Here is a 14,040-nt window from a genome sequence, read left to right on the forward strand (position 1 = left end):
TCTGGGGAGCGGCTCAGAAGCCGAAGTCCTGCGTCCACCACGGGCCGCCGTCACCGAAGTGCACGCCGACGCCGAGCGTCTTGTAGTCGCAGTTCAGGATGTTCGCGCGGTGGCCGGGGCTGTTCATCCAGGCCTCCATGACCGCCTTGGCGTCCGCCTGGCCGCGGGCGATGTTCTCGCCGCCCAGATTGCCGATGCCCGCCTTCGCGGCCCGGTCCCAGGGGCTCTTGCCGTCCGGGTCGGTGTGGTCGAAGAAGCCGCGCGCCGCCATGTCGTCGCTGAACGCGGTGGCCAGCGCCGCCAGCGAGGCATCGGCCCGCACCGGGCTGCACCCGGCCTGCGCGCGCTGCTGGTTGACCAGGGAGACGATGGTGGCGGCGGCCGCCTGCTCGGCGCTGGGCGCCTTGACCTGCCGCTGCTCCGGGACGACGACCTTCGCCTTGGTGGGCCGCGCGGACGGCGTGGCCGCCTTGGGCTCGGCCGCCGGGGCGGTCGTCTTCTCCCGCGTCGGGGTCGGCGCGGCCGACGACGGCTTCTGGGAGGGCGTCGCGGAGGGAGAGGTGAGGGGCGCGTGGCTGCTCGGCGAGGTGATCGGCGCCGAGGGGGCCGCGCTGGTCGGCTTCACGGACTCGCCGCCCTGCTGACGCAGATCGGAGGTGCCGCCCGCCTGGACGTGCTCGCCCGTGGGCCCGCCGTTGAGCTCGAAGGAGGAGCCGCCCGGCAGCAGGCCGGAGGCTATGGCCACGGCGCCCACCGCCACGGCGGCGGACGCGCCGAGCAGCCCGGTGCGCACGGGCACCACGGGCTTCTTCTTGGTGGGCGCGGCGGAGCGACGATGGCGTCCCATCTGCGGGCCTCCCTCATTGCTTCAGTGCTGTGGTCCCTGAGCCGGGGGTCCCGTCCGGGGGCGATGGATGCTGCTCCGAACGGGTGAGGCTCATTGCGTCGGGACTGTACGCCATGACGTAAGAGGGCGAAGTGCTCCGTGAGCTATTGGCCGGTTAGCGTGCACCCATGAACGAAGATGCACGGCTCACCGCCTGGGTACGCGGCCGAGTACAGGGAGTGGGCTTCCGCTGGTTCACCAGGGCAAACGCTTTGGAGATCGGCGGCCTCACCGGGTTCGCCCTCAACCTCGACGACGGCAGGGTGCAGGTGGTGGCCGAGGGGCCGCGTGATAAATGCCACCGTCTGCTGGAGTGGCTGAGGGACGGCGACACACCCGGCAGGGTCGACGGCGTCACCGAGATCTGGGCCGCGCCGCGCGGCGGCTACGACGGCTTCGCGATCCGCTAGGACGGCCCGGCCGCCCGCAGCGCGGCCCGAGGCTCGCGTACCAGTCGGTCGGTCCGGGTCCGGGGCCCCTGACCTCGTACGACTTCGTTGTTGCCAATCGGGGCCCGGCGTGCAAGGCTGCCGCTAGAAGGATGATCTCCACGCCCCCAGGGCTCCGAGGAGAGGCCTCGCCGGGTGCGTCCCGGCCGAACGGCCCCCGGATTGCCCGCCGATACGGGGCGTGATCGTGTTGACCGTCAAACTTTTTGGTGAGACGCTGGAAGCCCCGCGCACCTTAGCTGTTTGGCATGAAGAACCGCAGTCGAAGTCCAAGCACTGCGGGTGCGATTCCCTCACGACCCACACCGCTTCGGTCGGTCACTCATTGTGGAGGACCATCCATCATGGCAAAGGCGCTTCTCGGTTACGTCGGCGGTTCCGACCCGCGACTCCTCGCCGAGATGCGACGGCTCCAGCAGCGTGTCCAGGACCTCGAGTCCGAGCTCGTACGGATCCAGTCCGAGAAGGACGCGCTGTCCGCTGCCGTTGCTTCGCACCGCGGAGACTCGCTGCTCGAAGGCATCGACATCGACGTACCCCAGGCGGAGCCTGCGCTCACCTGATCCACGGGCCGCACCGCGAAGGCCCGTAGGTGAGATCCACTTCTCCTAGAGTAGAGACAGATATGCAAGGGACGCCTTGGCGTCCCTTCTTTCTTGCCCGGCCCCTCTGCTCTTTCTCATCCGGTGTGCCCTGCGTGGCCAGAGGTGAAACCGCCGGGGCTGTGCCTTCCCGGGGCTCGGGAGGGCGCGGAGAGTAGAGTCCGACGGCGTGCACCTCAAGGCCCTCACCCTGCGCGGGTTCAAATCCTTCGCTTCCGCGACGACATTGAAGTTCGAGCCCGGCATCACCTGTGTGGTGGGCCCCAACGGCTCCGGCAAGTCCAATGTGGTGGACGCGCTGTCCTGGGTCATGGGCGAGCAGGGCGCCAAGTCGCTGCGCGGCGGCAAGATGGAGGACGTCATCTTCGCCGGGACGACCGGCCGCCCGCCGCTGGGCCGCGCCGAGGTCTCCCTCACCATCGACAACTCCGACGGCGCCCTGCCCATCGAGTACGCCGAGGTCACCATCACCCGGATCATGTTCCGGGGCGGCAGCAGCGAGTACCAGATCAACGGCGACACCTGCCGGCTGCTCGACATCCAGGAGCTGCTCTCCGACTCGGGCATCGGCCGCGAGATGCATGTGATCGTCGGGCAGGGCCAGCTCGACTCGGTGCTGCACGCCGACCCGATGGGCCGCCGGGCCTTCATCGAGGAGGCGGCCGGCGTCCTCAAGCACCGCAGGCGCAAGGAGAAGGCGCTGCGCAAGCTGGACGCGATGCAGGCCAACCTCGCGCGCGTGCAGGACCTCACCGACGAGCTGCGCCGCCAGCTCAAGCCGCTGGGCCGGCAGGCCGCCGTCGCCCGCCGGGCCGCCGTCATCCAGGCCGACCTGCGCGACGCCCGGCTGCGGCTGCTCGCCGACGACCTGGTGCGGATGCGCGAGGCGCTGCGGGCCGAGATCGAGGACGAGGCCGCGCTCAAGCAGCGCAAGGACAGCGCCGAGGCCGAGCTGAAGGCCGCCCTCGCGCGCGAGGCGGAGCTGGAGGACGAGGTCCGCAGGCTCACGCCCCGCCTCCAGAGCGCCCAGCAGACCTGGTACGAGCTGTCGCAGCTGGCCGAGCGGGTGCGCGGCACCGTCTCGCTCGCGGACGCGCGCGTGAAGAGCGCCACCGCCCAGCCCCCCGAGGAGCGCCGGGGCCGCGACCCGGAGGACATGGAGCGCGAGGCCGCCCGGATCCGCGAGCAGGAGGCGGAGCTGGAGGCGGCCCGCGAGGCGGCCGAGCGCGCCCTGGAGGACACCGCCTCCCACCGCGCCGAGCTGGAGCGGGAACTCGCGCTGGAGGAGCGCCGTTTGAAGGATGTGGCCCGGGCCATCGCGGACCGGCGCGAGGGCCTGGCGCGGCTGCACGGACAGGTCAACGCGGCGCGGAGCAGGGCGGGTTCGGCGCAGGCGGAGATCGACCGGCTGGCGGCCGCGCGCGACGAGGCGGGCGAGCGGGCGGCGCTGGCCCAGGAGGAGTACGAACAGCTGAAGGCCGAGGTCGACGGCCTGGACGCGGACGACCACGAGCTCGGCGAGGCGCACGAGCGCGCCAAGCGCGAGCTCGCCGAGGCCGAGGCGGCCCTGAGCGCCGCCCGGGAGAACCTCACGGCCGCCGAGAGGAAACGTGCCGCCGTGGCCGCCCGCCACGACGCGCTCGCCCTCGGCCTGCGCCGCAAGGACGGCACGGGCGCGCTGCTCGCCGCCCAGGACTCGCTGCAAGGGCTGCTCGGCCCCGCCGCCGCCCTGCTCACCGTCGTGCCCGGCCACGAGGTGGCGGTGGCCGCGGCCCTGGGCGCCGCCGCCGACGCGCTCGCGGTGTCGGGCCCGGCCACCGCCGCCGAGGCGATCCGGCTGCTGCGCAAGCAGGACGCCGGACGGGCCGCGCTCCTGGTGGGCGGGCTGCCGGGGCCGCAGGAGCCCGAGCCCGTACGGCCGGGCGGGCCGCCCTACGCGGCGGACCTGGTGCGGGGACCCGAGGAACTGCTGCCCGCCGTACGGAAGTTGCTGCGCGGGATCGTGGTCGTGGGCACCCTGGAGGACGCCGAGGACCTGGTCTACGCGCAGCCGGGCCTGACCGCCGTCACCGCCGAGGGCGATCTGCTCGGGGCGTACTTCGCGCACGGCGGGTCCGCCGGGGCGCCCAGTCTGCTGGAGGTGCAGGCGTCGGTCGACGAGGCCGCCGCCGAGCTCGCCGAGCTCGCGGTGCGGTGCGAGGAGCTCACCGAGGTCCAGCGGACGGCGGGGGAGCGGCGCACAGAGTGCGCCGAGCGCGTCGAGGAGCTGGGGGAGCGGCGCCGGGCCGCCGACCGGGAGAAGTCGTCCGTCGCCCAGCAGCTCGGGCGGCTCGCCGGGCAGGCGCGCGGCGCCGCGGGCGAGGCCGAGCGCACGGCGGCGGCCGCCGCCCGCGCCCAGGAGGCGCTGGAGAAGGCCCTTGAAGAGGCCGAGGAGCTGACCGAGCGGCTGCTTGTCGCCGAGGAGATGCCGGTGGAGGAGGAGCCGGACACCTCCGTACGGGACCGGCTCGCCGCCGACGGCGCCAACGCCCGCCAGACCGAGATGGAGGCCCGCCTCCAGCTGCGTACGCACGAGGAGCGGGTGAAGGGCCTGGCCGGGCGGGCCGACGCGCTCGACCGGGGCGCCCGCGCCGAGCGCGAGGCGCGCGCCCGGGCCGAGGAGCGGCGCGCCCGGCTGCGCCACGAGGCTCAGGTGGCCGCGGCCGTGGCGGCGGGCGCGCGGACCCTGCTCGCCCACGTCGAGGTCTCGGTGGTGCGGGCCGAGCGGGAGCGGGCCGCCGCCGAGGCCGCGAAGGCCGCGCGCGAGCAGGATCTGGCGGGCGCCCGGGCCACCGGCCGCGACCTCAAGGGCGAGCTCGACAAGTTGACGGATTCGGTGCACCGCGGCGAGGTACTCGGTGCCGAGAAGCGGATGCGGATCGAGCAACTGGAGACGAAGGCGCTGGAGGAGCTGGGGGTGGAGCCGGCCGGGCTGGTCGCCGAGTACGGCCCCGACCAGCCGGTGCCCCCCTCCCCGGCCGCCGAGGGAGAGGAGCTGCCCGAGGACCCGGACCACCCGCGCAACCGGCCCCGGAGTTTCGACCGCGCGGATCAGGAAAAGCGACTGAGGTCAGCCGAACGGGCGTACCAGCAGCTGGGAAAGGTCAACCCGCTCGCGCTGGAGGAGTTCGCGGCCCTGGAAGAGCGGCACCAGTTCCTCTCCGAGCAGTTGGAGGACCTGAAGAAGACCCGGGCCGACCTTCTTCAGGTGGTGAAGGAGGTGGACGAGCGCGTCGAGCAGGTCTTCACGGAGGCGTACCGGGACACGGCCAGGGAGTTCGAGGGCGTCTTCTCGCGGCTCTTCCCGGGCGGCGAGGGGCGGCTGATCCTGACCGACCCGTCCAACATGCTCACCACCGGCGTGGACGTGGAGGCGCGGCCGCCGGGCAAGAAGGTGAAGCGGCTCTCGCTGCTCTCGGGCGGTGAGCGGTCGCTGACGGCCGTGGCGCTGCTGGTGTCGATCTTCAAGGCGCGGCCGAGCCCGTTCTACGTGATGGACGAGGTCGAGGCGGCCCTCGACGACACCAACCTCCAGCGGCTCATCCGGATCATGCAGGAGCTCCAGGAGTCCTCGCAGCTGATCGTGATCACGCACCAGAAGCGGACGATGGAGGTCGCGGACGCGCTGTACGGCGTATCCATGCAGGGTGACGGCGTCTCCAAGGTCATCAGCCAGCGACTTCGTTAGATCACCGCTAGCTGATCTTCAAGACTTGAACAAGTGCGACACGCAAGGGTCGCTCAACTCACAGGTCTGCCCCTATTGACTTCGAAACTTGAAGGCATAGTCTCTGCAACGTTGCTTTTACCTTCAAGTGGTGGGTGACCTGAAGTTGTGCGCCACTTGAAGTGCCCCCAACGCCCGGCGACGCTGCCGGGCGGCCCCAGGAGTTCACGTGACCAGCACTACGCAGCCACCGGCCTCGGGAGCCCGTACGGCGCACCCCGAGCACCTCGCCCACGTCGTCTTCATCGCGGCGGCGGCAGCGATGGGCGGCTTCCTCTTCGGTTACGACAGCGCCGTGATCAACGGCGCCGTCGAGGCCATCAGAGGCCGTTACGACATCGGCTCCGCGGCGCTCGCCCAGGTCATCGCGATCGCCCTGATCGGCTGTGCGATCGGTGCCGCCACCGCGGGCCGGATCGCCGACCGCATCGGCCGCATCCGCTGCATGCAGATCGCCTCCGTGCTCTTCACCATCAGCGCCGTCGGCTCCGCGCTCCCCTTCGCGCTGTGGGACCTGGCCTTCTGGCGCATCATCGGCGGCTTCGCCATCGGTATGGCCTCGGTCATCGGCCCGGCCTACATCGCCGAGGTCGCCCCCGCCGCGTACCGCGGGCGGCTCGGCTCCTTCCAGCAGGCCGCCATCGTCATCGGCATCGCGATCTCGCAGCTGGTCAACTGGGGCATCCTCAACGCCGCCGGCGGCGACCAGCGCGGCGAGCTGATGGGCCTGGAGGCCTGGCAGGTCATGCTCGGCGTGATGGTCATCCCGGCCGTCCTGTACGGCCTGCTCTCCTTCGCCATCCCCGAGTCGCCGCGCTTCCTGATCTCCGTCGGCCGCGACGCGCGCGCCCGTGAGGTGCTCAAGGAGGTCGAGGGCGAGCACATCGACCTCGACGCCCGCGTCGCCGAGATCGAGCACGCCATGAAGAGCGAGCACAAGTCGTCCTTCAAGGACCTGCTCGGCGGCTCGTTCTTCTTCAAGCCGATCGTCTGGGTCGGCATCGGTCTGTCGGTCTTCCAGCAGTTCGTCGGCATCAACGTCGCGTTCTACTACTCCTCGACGCTGTGGCAGTCGGTCGGCGTCGACCCGACGCAGTCGTTCTTCTACTCGTTCACCACGTCGATCATCAACATCATCGGCACCGTGATCGCGATGATCTTCGTCGACCGGATCGGCCGCAGGCCGCTGGCGCTCATCGGCTCGGTCGGCATGGCCCTCGGCCTCGCCCTGGAGGCCTGGGCGTTCAGTTACGACCTCGTCGACGGCAAGCTGCCCGCCACCCAGGGCTGGGTCGCCCTGGTCGCCGCCCATGTCTTCGTGCTCTTCTTCGCCCTGTCCTGGGGCGTGGTGGTCTGGGTCTTCCTCGGCGAGATGTTCCCGAACCGGATCCGCGCCGCGGCCCTCGGCGTCGCCGCCTCCGCGCAGTGGATCGCCAACTGGGCCATCACCGCGAGCTTCCCGTCGCTGGCCGACTGGAACCTCTCCGCGACCTACGTGATCTACACGATCTTCGCCGCCCTCTCGATCCCCTTCGTACTGAAGTACGTGAAGGAGACCAAGGGCAAGGCGTTGGAGGAGATGGGCTAAAACCCCGCTGCCCTCTCTCCTCGACACACGTACTGCCCCGGCTCACCCATGGAGCCGGGGCAGTACGTCGTCCGTGAACAGGCGCAGGCTGCGCCACCCCTCCTCCAGCGGCATCCCGCCGCACAGCGGGTGCAGCACGAGGCTCTCGGCGCCGAGCGCGGCGCACTCGTCCGGCGTCACGATCCGGTAGACGCCTTCGGCGCGCAGCTGCGCCACGGTCGCGGCCGTGGACCGCACCGCCGAGCGGATGTCCTTGGACTGCCAGGACGCGTACATCCGCGCCTCGTGCAGGAAGTGCTCCCCGTACAGTGCCCAGGCCCGGTCCGGGTCCTCGCTCAGATGCAGCAGCGGGGTCTTCTCGGCGGGCATCATCGTCCAGCCCTCGGTGCCGTGCAGGGCCAGCTGCTCGCGGTAGTACGCCTCCAGGTCCGGCAGATGGGCGCTCGGGAAGAACGGCAGCCCCAGCCGGGCCGCCCGCCGGGCCGCCGCCTTCGAGGAGCCGCCGACGAGCAGCATCGGGTGCGGCTGGGTGAACGGGCGCGGAGTGACCCGTACGGTACGGCCCTCGTAGGTGAACGGCTCGCCCGTCCAGGCCTTGAGCAGCGTCTCCAGGAGCAGGTCCTGGAGCTTGCCGCGCCTGCCCCACTCGACGCCCGCCTGCTCGTACTCCTCGGGCCGGTAGCCGATCCCCGCGACCGTCACCAGGCGCCCGCCGCTGAGCAGGTCCAGGACCGCGATGTCCTCGGCCAGCCGCAGCGGGTCGTAGAGCGGGCCGATGATCGCGGAGACGGTGACCGCGATCCGGCTGGTGGCCCCGAAGACCGCGCCCGCGAAGGCGAACGGGGAGGGCAGCCAGCCGTTGCCGGTGCCGTGGTGCTCCTCGGTCTGCACGGTGTCCACGCCGTGCGCGTCGGCGTACGCGGCCATCTCCACCGCGGCGCGGTAGCGGGCCGACAGGGTCTCGGGCGGCTCGTGCGGGGCCACCAGGTTCATCCGTACGACCGTGAACGGCATGGGAAGTCCCCCTCCGCCGGGCTGGATCCGGTGGAGGGGGACGGTAGCTGACGAGGCGTCAGACAGCCAGGGGTGCGCGCTCCTCGTCCGCTTCGTCCGACCCGGCCGGGGCCGGCACGGCGGGCTTCGGCAGGACCACGTACAGCACGCCCGAGACCACGATGGTGGCCACCCAGCCCAGGCCGTACTCGCCGACCGGGTTGTTGGCGGCGAGCGGGCCGGTGAACCAGTCCGAGGTGGTGAAGAGCAGGCCCGAGCCGAGGCCGATCGCCCAGGCGGCGACGGCGGCGGGGGAGAAGCCGCCCGTGTACCAGTAGGCGCTGGTGGGGGTGGTGTCGAGCAGCGCCTTCGCGTCGTACTCGGTGCGCCGCAGCATGTCCGCGCCGAAGACGCCGACCCAGGCGGAGAAGGCGACGGCGAGCAGCGAGAGGAAGGCGATGAAGGAGCCCATGAAGCTCTTGGCGACCAGCATCAGGACGCCGCCGAAGGCCAGCGAGATCACGGCGTTGACCGAGACCGCCCAGTGGCGCGGGATCCTGAAGCCGAGGGTCTGCGCGGTGAAGCCCGCCGAGTACATCGACATCGAGTTGATCAGCACCATGCCGACCAGGGCGATCAGCAGGTACGGCACCGCGATCCACAGCGGCAGGATCTCGCCCAGGAAGGAGACCGGGTCCGCGGCCGAGGCGAGGTCCGGCGTGGAGACCGCCATGACCGCGCCCATCAGGACCATCGGCAGCACGACGATCCCGGCGCCTCCGACGGAGCTCGCGACCATGGCCTTGGAGGAGGCCGTGCGCGGCAGGTAGCGGGTGAAGTCCGGGGCCGAGGGGATCCAGCTCACGCCGCCCGCGGCGATCAGACCGGTGCCCGCCACCATCAGCGACATCTTGCCCGCCGGGCGGTCGAAGACCGCGCTCCAGTCGGTGTTCATGGCCAGGTAGACCAGCACGAGCACGGAGAACGCGCCGAACAGATAGGTCGCGTACTTGTTGCACTTCTGCACGACGTTGATGCCGAGGCCCGAGATCGCGAAGGTCGTCACCACGAAGAGCAGCAGCGTCACGATGATCAGGAAGGTGTTGCTCTTCACGCCGAACAGGATGTCCAGGACGGTCAGCATCGCGTAGGCGCCGGTGACCGCGTTGATGGTCTCCCAGCCCCAGCGGGCGACCCAGATCAGCGCGCCGGGCAGCAGGTTGCCGCGCTGGCCGAAGACCGCGCGCGAGAGCGCCATGCCGGGGGCGCCACCGCGCTTGCCCGCGATCGAGATGAGCCCCACGAGGCCGTAGCTGACGAGCGGCGCGCAGACCGCGACGACGATCGCCTGCCAGAAGTTCAGCCCGTACGACACGACGAGGCTGGCGCCCATCGTGAGCAGCAGCACGCTGATGTTGGCGGCGACCCAGGTCGGGAAGAGGTCTCTGGTTCTGGCGGTGCGCTCGTTGTCGGGGACGGGCTCCAGGCCACGGGTTTCCAGTGCGCCTTCGGACTGGGATGTGGTGCTCATGAGGTGCTTGTTGCCTCTCGCTCGGCCCTGGCGGGGGCCGTGTGGGGGTCATCTCGGGGGACTCTACGCGCGTTGACGCCTCCCCCTCCATCGTAACTTAATACGACGATTGCCCCATAATTCCCTTTGATCTTCATGCGAAGACACGACCGGGGCCCCTCGGCGGCCCATGACTGATACTGGGGACGTTATGGAATTCGTCATCCTTGCTGTAGTCATCGCCCTGGTCGCGGTCGGCGTGATCAGCGGGCTCGTGGTCAGCGGTCGCAAGAAGAAGCAGCTGCCGCCCACGGCGCCCACGTCCACGCCGACCATCACTGCCCCGCCCGCCGAGCCCCACGTCGGCGAAGACGCCGCGGAGACGGCGGAGGAGCAACGCCGCACGATCGAGGAGGTCGCCCTCCCCGAGGCCCCGGCGAGCCCCGTCGTGGTCGAGGAGGCGCTTCCCGAGGCGCCCGCCGCGCCCGAGATCGAGGTGCCCGAGCCGACGGCCGGCCGCCTCGTACGGCTGCGCGCCCGGCTCGCCCGCTCCCAGAACTCGCTGGGCAAGGGGCTGCTCACGCTGCTCTCCCGGGACAACCTCGACGAGGACACCTGGGAGGAGATCGAGGACACCCTGCTCACCGCGGACGTGGGCGTCGCCCCGACCCAGGAGCTCGTCGAGCGGCTGCGCGAGCGCGTCCGCGTCCTCGGCACCCGCACCCCCGCCGAGCTGCGCACCCTGCTGCGCGAGGAGCTCGTCGCGATCCTCGGCCCGGACTTCGACCGCACGGTGAAGACCGAGGGCGGCGCGGAGACCCCCGGCGTCGTGATGGTCGTCGGCGTCAACGGCACCGGCAAGACCACCACCACCGGCAAGCTCGCGCGCGTCCTCGTCGCCGACGGCAAGTCGGTCGTTCTGGGCGCGGCGGACACCTTCCGCGCGGCCGCCGCCGACCAGCTGCAGACCTGGGGCGAGCGCGTCGGCGCCCGTACCGTGCGCGGCCCCGAGGGCGGCGACCCGGCGTCGATCGCCTTCGACGCGGTCAAGGAGGGCATCGCGGAGGGCGCGGACGTCGTCCTCATCGACACCGCGGGCCGGCTGCACACCAAGACCGGGCTCATGGACGAGCTCGGCAAGGTCAAGCGCGTCGTGGAGAAGCACGGGCCGCTGGACGAGGTGCTGCTGGTCCTGGACGCCACCACCGGGCAGAACGGGCTGGTCCAGGCCCGCGTGTTCGCCGAGGTCGTCGACATCACGGGCATCGTCCTGACCAAGCTCGACGGCACCGCCAAGGGCGGCATCGTCATCGCCGTCCAGCGCGAGCTGGGCGTGCCGGTCAAGCTGGTCGGGCTCGGCGAGGGCGCGGACGACCTGGCGCCGTTCGAGCCGGGGGCGTTCGTGGACGCGCTCATCGGGGACTAGGGCGCCCACTGTCCGGGGGCCGTGTGGTGCATGGCGGCCGCGGGCCTTCTGTGGCTGGTCGCCCAGTTCCCCGCGCCCCTGGGCATAACGGGCTTGCCGCCCGATGAAGGGCCCCGCCTCTGTGGCGGGGCCCTTTCGTCTTCCTCCCTACGACGGCGCCCGGTGGCAGATGTACGCCAGCGTGCCCAGCAGCAAACGGGCCTCCGGGGGGCGCGTCGCCGTGTCCAGGGACGGCGGGCGCAGCCAGCGGACGTCCGCCGACGGGGGAGCCGGTACGTACTCCCCGGGGCCCGGGCAGACCAGGTCCAGGTCGGCGTCGTCCCAGCCCATCCGGTAGAGCAGGCGCGGCAGTTCGGCCGCGGCCCCCGGCGCCACGAAGAAGTGCGTGCGGCCCGCCGGGGTGGTCGAGACCGGGCCGAGCGGCAGCCCCATCCGCTCCAGGCGCACCAGCGCCCGCCGCCCCGCGGGCGCCGCCACGTCCAGGATGTCGAAGCTGCGGCCCACCGGCAGCAGCACCGCCGCCCCCGGGCACTCCGCCCACGCCTTGCCGACCTCGTCCAGGGTGGCGCCCGCCGGGATCTCCGGCGCGAAGCCCAGCGGGTGCGCCCCCGGCGCCGGGCAGCCCGGCTCGCCGCACGAGCACTGGCCGGAGAGCGCGCGGGCCCCCGGGGCGACGTCCCAGCCCCACAGTCCCGTGTACTCCGCCACCGCGGTGACCTCGGTCGCGCGGCCGCGACGCCGCGAGCCGGGCCGGATTTCGCGGATCCCCCGGCTGCCGCCGATCGTGAACCCCATGCCCCCTCCAACGGATCTGACTCGACGGTGGTTACGATCCGGAGTTCCCTGATTGCGCTCTGCTCACCCGACGGCTCGCGGCGGAAGGGGAGGTGGTGCGAACCGGTCCGCGCGCCCCGGCGTGCACCGTTCCATCGACTCCTGATCGACCTGTGTCAAGTGAATCGCGCGCAGCGCCAAGGGAGTTCATTCGAAGGGGTGGCGAATGGTGGCGTTTCTGCAATCGCCCTCGCGGGACCCGTGATCGTAGGATTACTTTCGGTGCATGGACCCTGGAGGCTCACGCGCTCGTGGGTATGCCAACGGCAAGGAGCTGTACCGGCTGTACCGTCCGGGGGCCGCGTCCCGCGGACAACGGGCTGCGGTTAGCGGCATTCTGATAGGGGTTCGCGTGGCAGGGAAGACGCACAAGGCTTTAGCTGAATGGGGGCGTTCCAGTGGGCGGCAGTGGGGCTAGCGGTACGAGCGCCGGCAAGCGCCCCAACGAACAGCTGAGTTCGTGGTTCGTACGGAGCGGCTGGTCGAAGGGCGAGCTCGCGCGGCAGGTCAACCGGCGGGCGCGCCAGCTCGGCGCGCACCACATCAGCACGGACACCTCCCGGGTGCGCCGCTGGCTCGACGGCGAGATGCCGCGCGAGCCCATCCCGCGCATCCTCTCCGAGCTGTTCTCCGAGCGGTTCGGCAGCGTCGTGGCCGTCGAGGACCTCGGGTTGCGCACCGCACACCAGTCCCCGTCGGTCTCCGGGGTCGACCTGCCCTGGGCGGGCCCCCAGACCGTCTCCCTGCTCAGCGAGTACTCGCGCAGCGACCTGATGCTGGCCCGGCGCGGCTTCCTCGGCACGTCCCTGATGCTCTCGGCCGGGCCCGCCCTGATCGAGCCCATGCAGCGCTGGCTGGTGCCCGCGCCCCCCGGCGAGTCGATCAACGTGGAGACCCCCGCCAACGCCCGGCGCCCCTCACGGCTCTCCGAACCGGAGCTCGACCTCCTGGAGACCACCACCGAGATGTTCCGCCAGTGGGACGCCCAGTGCGGCGGCGGACTGCGCCGCAAGGCCGTCGTCGGCCAGCTCCACGAGGTCACCGACCTCCTCCAGGAGCCGCAGCCCCAGGCCACCGCCCGCCGTCTGTTCCGGGTCGCGGCCGAACTCGCGGAACTGGCCGGGTGGATGAGCTACGACGTGGGCCTCCAGCCCACCGCCCAGAAGTACTTCGTACTCGCCCTGCACGCCGCCAAGGAGTGCGGCGACAAGCCCCTCGGGTCGTACATCCTGTCCTCGATGAGCCGCCAGATGATCCACCTCGGCCGCCCCGACGACGCCCTGGAACTCATCCACCTCGCCCAGTACGGCAGCCGCGACTGCGCCACCCCGCGCACTCAGGCCATGCTGTATGCGATGGAGGCGCGCGCGTACGCGAACATGGGCCAGCCCAGCAAGTGCAAGCGGGCCGTCAGGATGTCCGAGGACGCCTTCGGCGACGCCGGGCTCGACGGCGAGCCGGAGCCCGACTGGATCCGGTTCTTCTCCGAGGCCGAGCTCAACGGGGAGAACGCGCACTCGTTCCGCGACCTGGCCTATGTGGCCGGGCGCAGCCCCACGTACGCGACGCTCGCCGAGCCGGTGATGGAGAAGGCGGTCGCGCTCTTCGGCAAGGACGAGGTCCACCAGCGTTCGTACGCGCTGAACCTGATCGGCATGGCCACCGTCCACCTCCTCAAGCGCGAGCCCGAGCAGTCCACCGTGCTGGCCGGACAGGCCCTCCAGATCGCCAAGACGGTCCGCTCCGAGCGGGTCAACACCCGGCTGCGCAAGACCGTCGACACCGCCGTGCGGGACTTCGGGGACGTGGCCGAGGTCGTCCAGTTCACCGATCTGCTCGGCCGGGAGCTGCCCGAGACCGCCGAGGCCGTCTGACCGCCAGAGGAGCCGCCACGGCGGCATACAGGACGCCGGCCGCGACGCCCACCCCGTACACCCCGACTCGGCTCCCCCACGCCAGGTCAACCGGGGGACGTCGCGGCCGGTC

Annotated in this window: 10 protein-coding genes; 6 read left to right on the forward strand and 4 right to left on the reverse strand. The window is 71.5% G+C overall.

The window, feature by feature from the left end; translation table 11 throughout:
- Positions 1-13: 13 nt before the first annotated feature.
- On the reverse strand, positions 14-847 hold the full coding sequence (locus BX283_RS28465) for a CAP domain-containing protein (protein WP_101390336.1): 834 nt from the start codon (positions 845-847) through the stop codon (positions 14-16).
- Between the two features lie 167 nt (positions 848-1,014).
- On the opposite strand from BX283_RS28465, the gene BX283_RS28470 reads away from it, so the two are divergent.
- The 4 genes from BX283_RS28470 to BX283_RS28485 all read left to right on the forward strand — a co-directional run bounded on the left by BX283_RS28470 (position 1,015) and on the right by BX283_RS28485 (position 7,291).
- The gene (locus tag BX283_RS28470) at positions 1,015-1,296 is read left to right on the forward strand and encodes an acylphosphatase (RefSeq protein WP_101390337.1); all 282 of its coding nucleotides are present in this window, start codon (positions 1,015-1,017) and stop codon (positions 1,294-1,296) included.
- 383 nt (positions 1,297-1,679) lie between these two features.
- Positions 1,680-1,898 (forward strand): hypothetical protein, encoded by a 219-nt coding sequence (locus BX283_RS28475; RefSeq protein ID WP_067164723.1) that lies wholly within the window; start codon positions 1,680-1,682, stop codon positions 1,896-1,898.
- 208 nt (positions 1,899-2,106) lie between these two features.
- The gene (gene smc / locus BX283_RS28480; RefSeq protein WP_101390338.1) at positions 2,107-5,664 is read left to right on the forward strand and encodes a chromosome segregation protein SMC; all 3,558 of its coding nucleotides are present in this window, start codon (positions 2,107-2,109) and stop codon (positions 5,662-5,664) included.
- A 208-nt stretch (positions 5,665-5,872) separates the two neighbouring features.
- Positions 5,873-7,291, forward strand: a complete 1,419-nt coding sequence (locus BX283_RS28485) for a sugar porter family MFS transporter (RefSeq protein ID WP_101390339.1) — start codon at positions 5,873-5,875, stop codon at positions 7,289-7,291.
- 42 nt (positions 7,292-7,333) lie between these two features.
- Here BX283_RS28485 and BX283_RS28490 read toward each other — a convergent pair whose 3' ends face one another.
- Together BX283_RS28490 and BX283_RS28495 are read right to left on the reverse strand one after the other, a co-directional pair.
- Entirely contained in the window at positions 7,334-8,305 is a 972-nt protein-coding gene (locus BX283_RS28490) for an LLM class flavin-dependent oxidoreductase (protein ID WP_101390340.1), read from the reverse strand.
- Positions 8,306-8,363: 58 nt separating this feature from the next.
- Positions 8,364-9,815: a cytosine permease gene (locus tag BX283_RS28495; protein ID WP_101390341.1), complete on the reverse strand. Its 1,452-nt coding sequence runs from the start codon at positions 9,813-9,815 to the stop codon at positions 8,364-8,366.
- Between the two features lie 190 nt (positions 9,816-10,005).
- On the opposite strand from BX283_RS28495, the gene ftsY reads away from it, so the two are divergent.
- Positions 10,006-11,220: a signal recognition particle-docking protein FtsY gene (gene ftsY, locus BX283_RS28500; RefSeq protein WP_101390342.1), complete on the forward strand. Its 1,215-nt coding sequence runs from the start codon at positions 10,006-10,008 to the stop codon at positions 11,218-11,220.
- Between the two features lie 147 nt (positions 11,221-11,367).
- Here the strand turns inward: ftsY and BX283_RS28505 are convergent, their stop codons facing one another.
- A complete protein-coding gene (locus tag BX283_RS28505; RefSeq protein ID WP_101390343.1) occupies positions 11,368-12,015 on the reverse strand; it encodes a bifunctional DNA primase/polymerase in 648 nt (215 codons plus the stop codon).
- A 437-nt stretch (positions 12,016-12,452) separates the two neighbouring features.
- Here BX283_RS28505 and BX283_RS28510 point away from each other — a divergent pair, with 437 nt between their 5' ends.
- Positions 12,453-13,928, forward strand: coding sequence for a hypothetical protein (locus tag BX283_RS28510; RefSeq protein WP_101390344.1), 1,476 nt, complete (start codon positions 12,453-12,455; stop codon positions 13,926-13,928).
- The last annotated feature ends 112 nt before the right edge of the window (positions 13,929-14,040 follow it).

This window comes from Streptomyces sp. TLI_146, from assembly GCF_002846415.1.
Taxonomy (GTDB): Bacteria; Actinomycetota; Actinomycetes; order Streptomycetales; family Streptomycetaceae; genus Streptomyces.

What these genes read in the sequence shown, in the direction of transcription:
- BX283_RS28465 (WP_101390336.1), bottom strand. Translation starts at nt 847, where the DNA reads ATGGGACGCCATCGTCGCTCCGCCGCGCCCACCAAGAAGAAGCCCGTG.
- BX283_RS28470 (WP_101390337.1), top strand. Translation starts at nt 1,015, where the DNA reads ATGAACGAAGATGCACGGCTCACCGCCTGGGTACGCGGCCGAGTACAG.
- BX283_RS28475 (WP_067164723.1), top strand. Translation starts at nt 1,680, where the DNA reads ATGGCAAAGGCGCTTCTCGGTTACGTCGGCGGTTCCGACCCGCGACTC.
- BX283_RS28490 (WP_101390340.1), bottom strand. Translation starts at nt 8,305, where the DNA reads ATGCCGTTCACGGTCGTACGGATGAACCTGGTGGCCCCGCACGAGCCG.
- BX283_RS28495 (WP_101390341.1), bottom strand. Translation starts at nt 9,815, where the DNA reads ATGAGCACCACATCCCAGTCCGAAGGCGCACTGGAAACCCGTGGCCTG.
- ftsY (WP_101390342.1), top strand. Translation starts at nt 10,006, where the DNA reads ATGGAATTCGTCATCCTTGCTGTAGTCATCGCCCTGGTCGCGGTCGGC.
- BX283_RS28505 (WP_101390343.1), bottom strand. Translation starts at nt 12,015, where the DNA reads ATGGGGTTCACGATCGGCGGCAGCCGGGGGATCCGCGAAATCCGGCCC.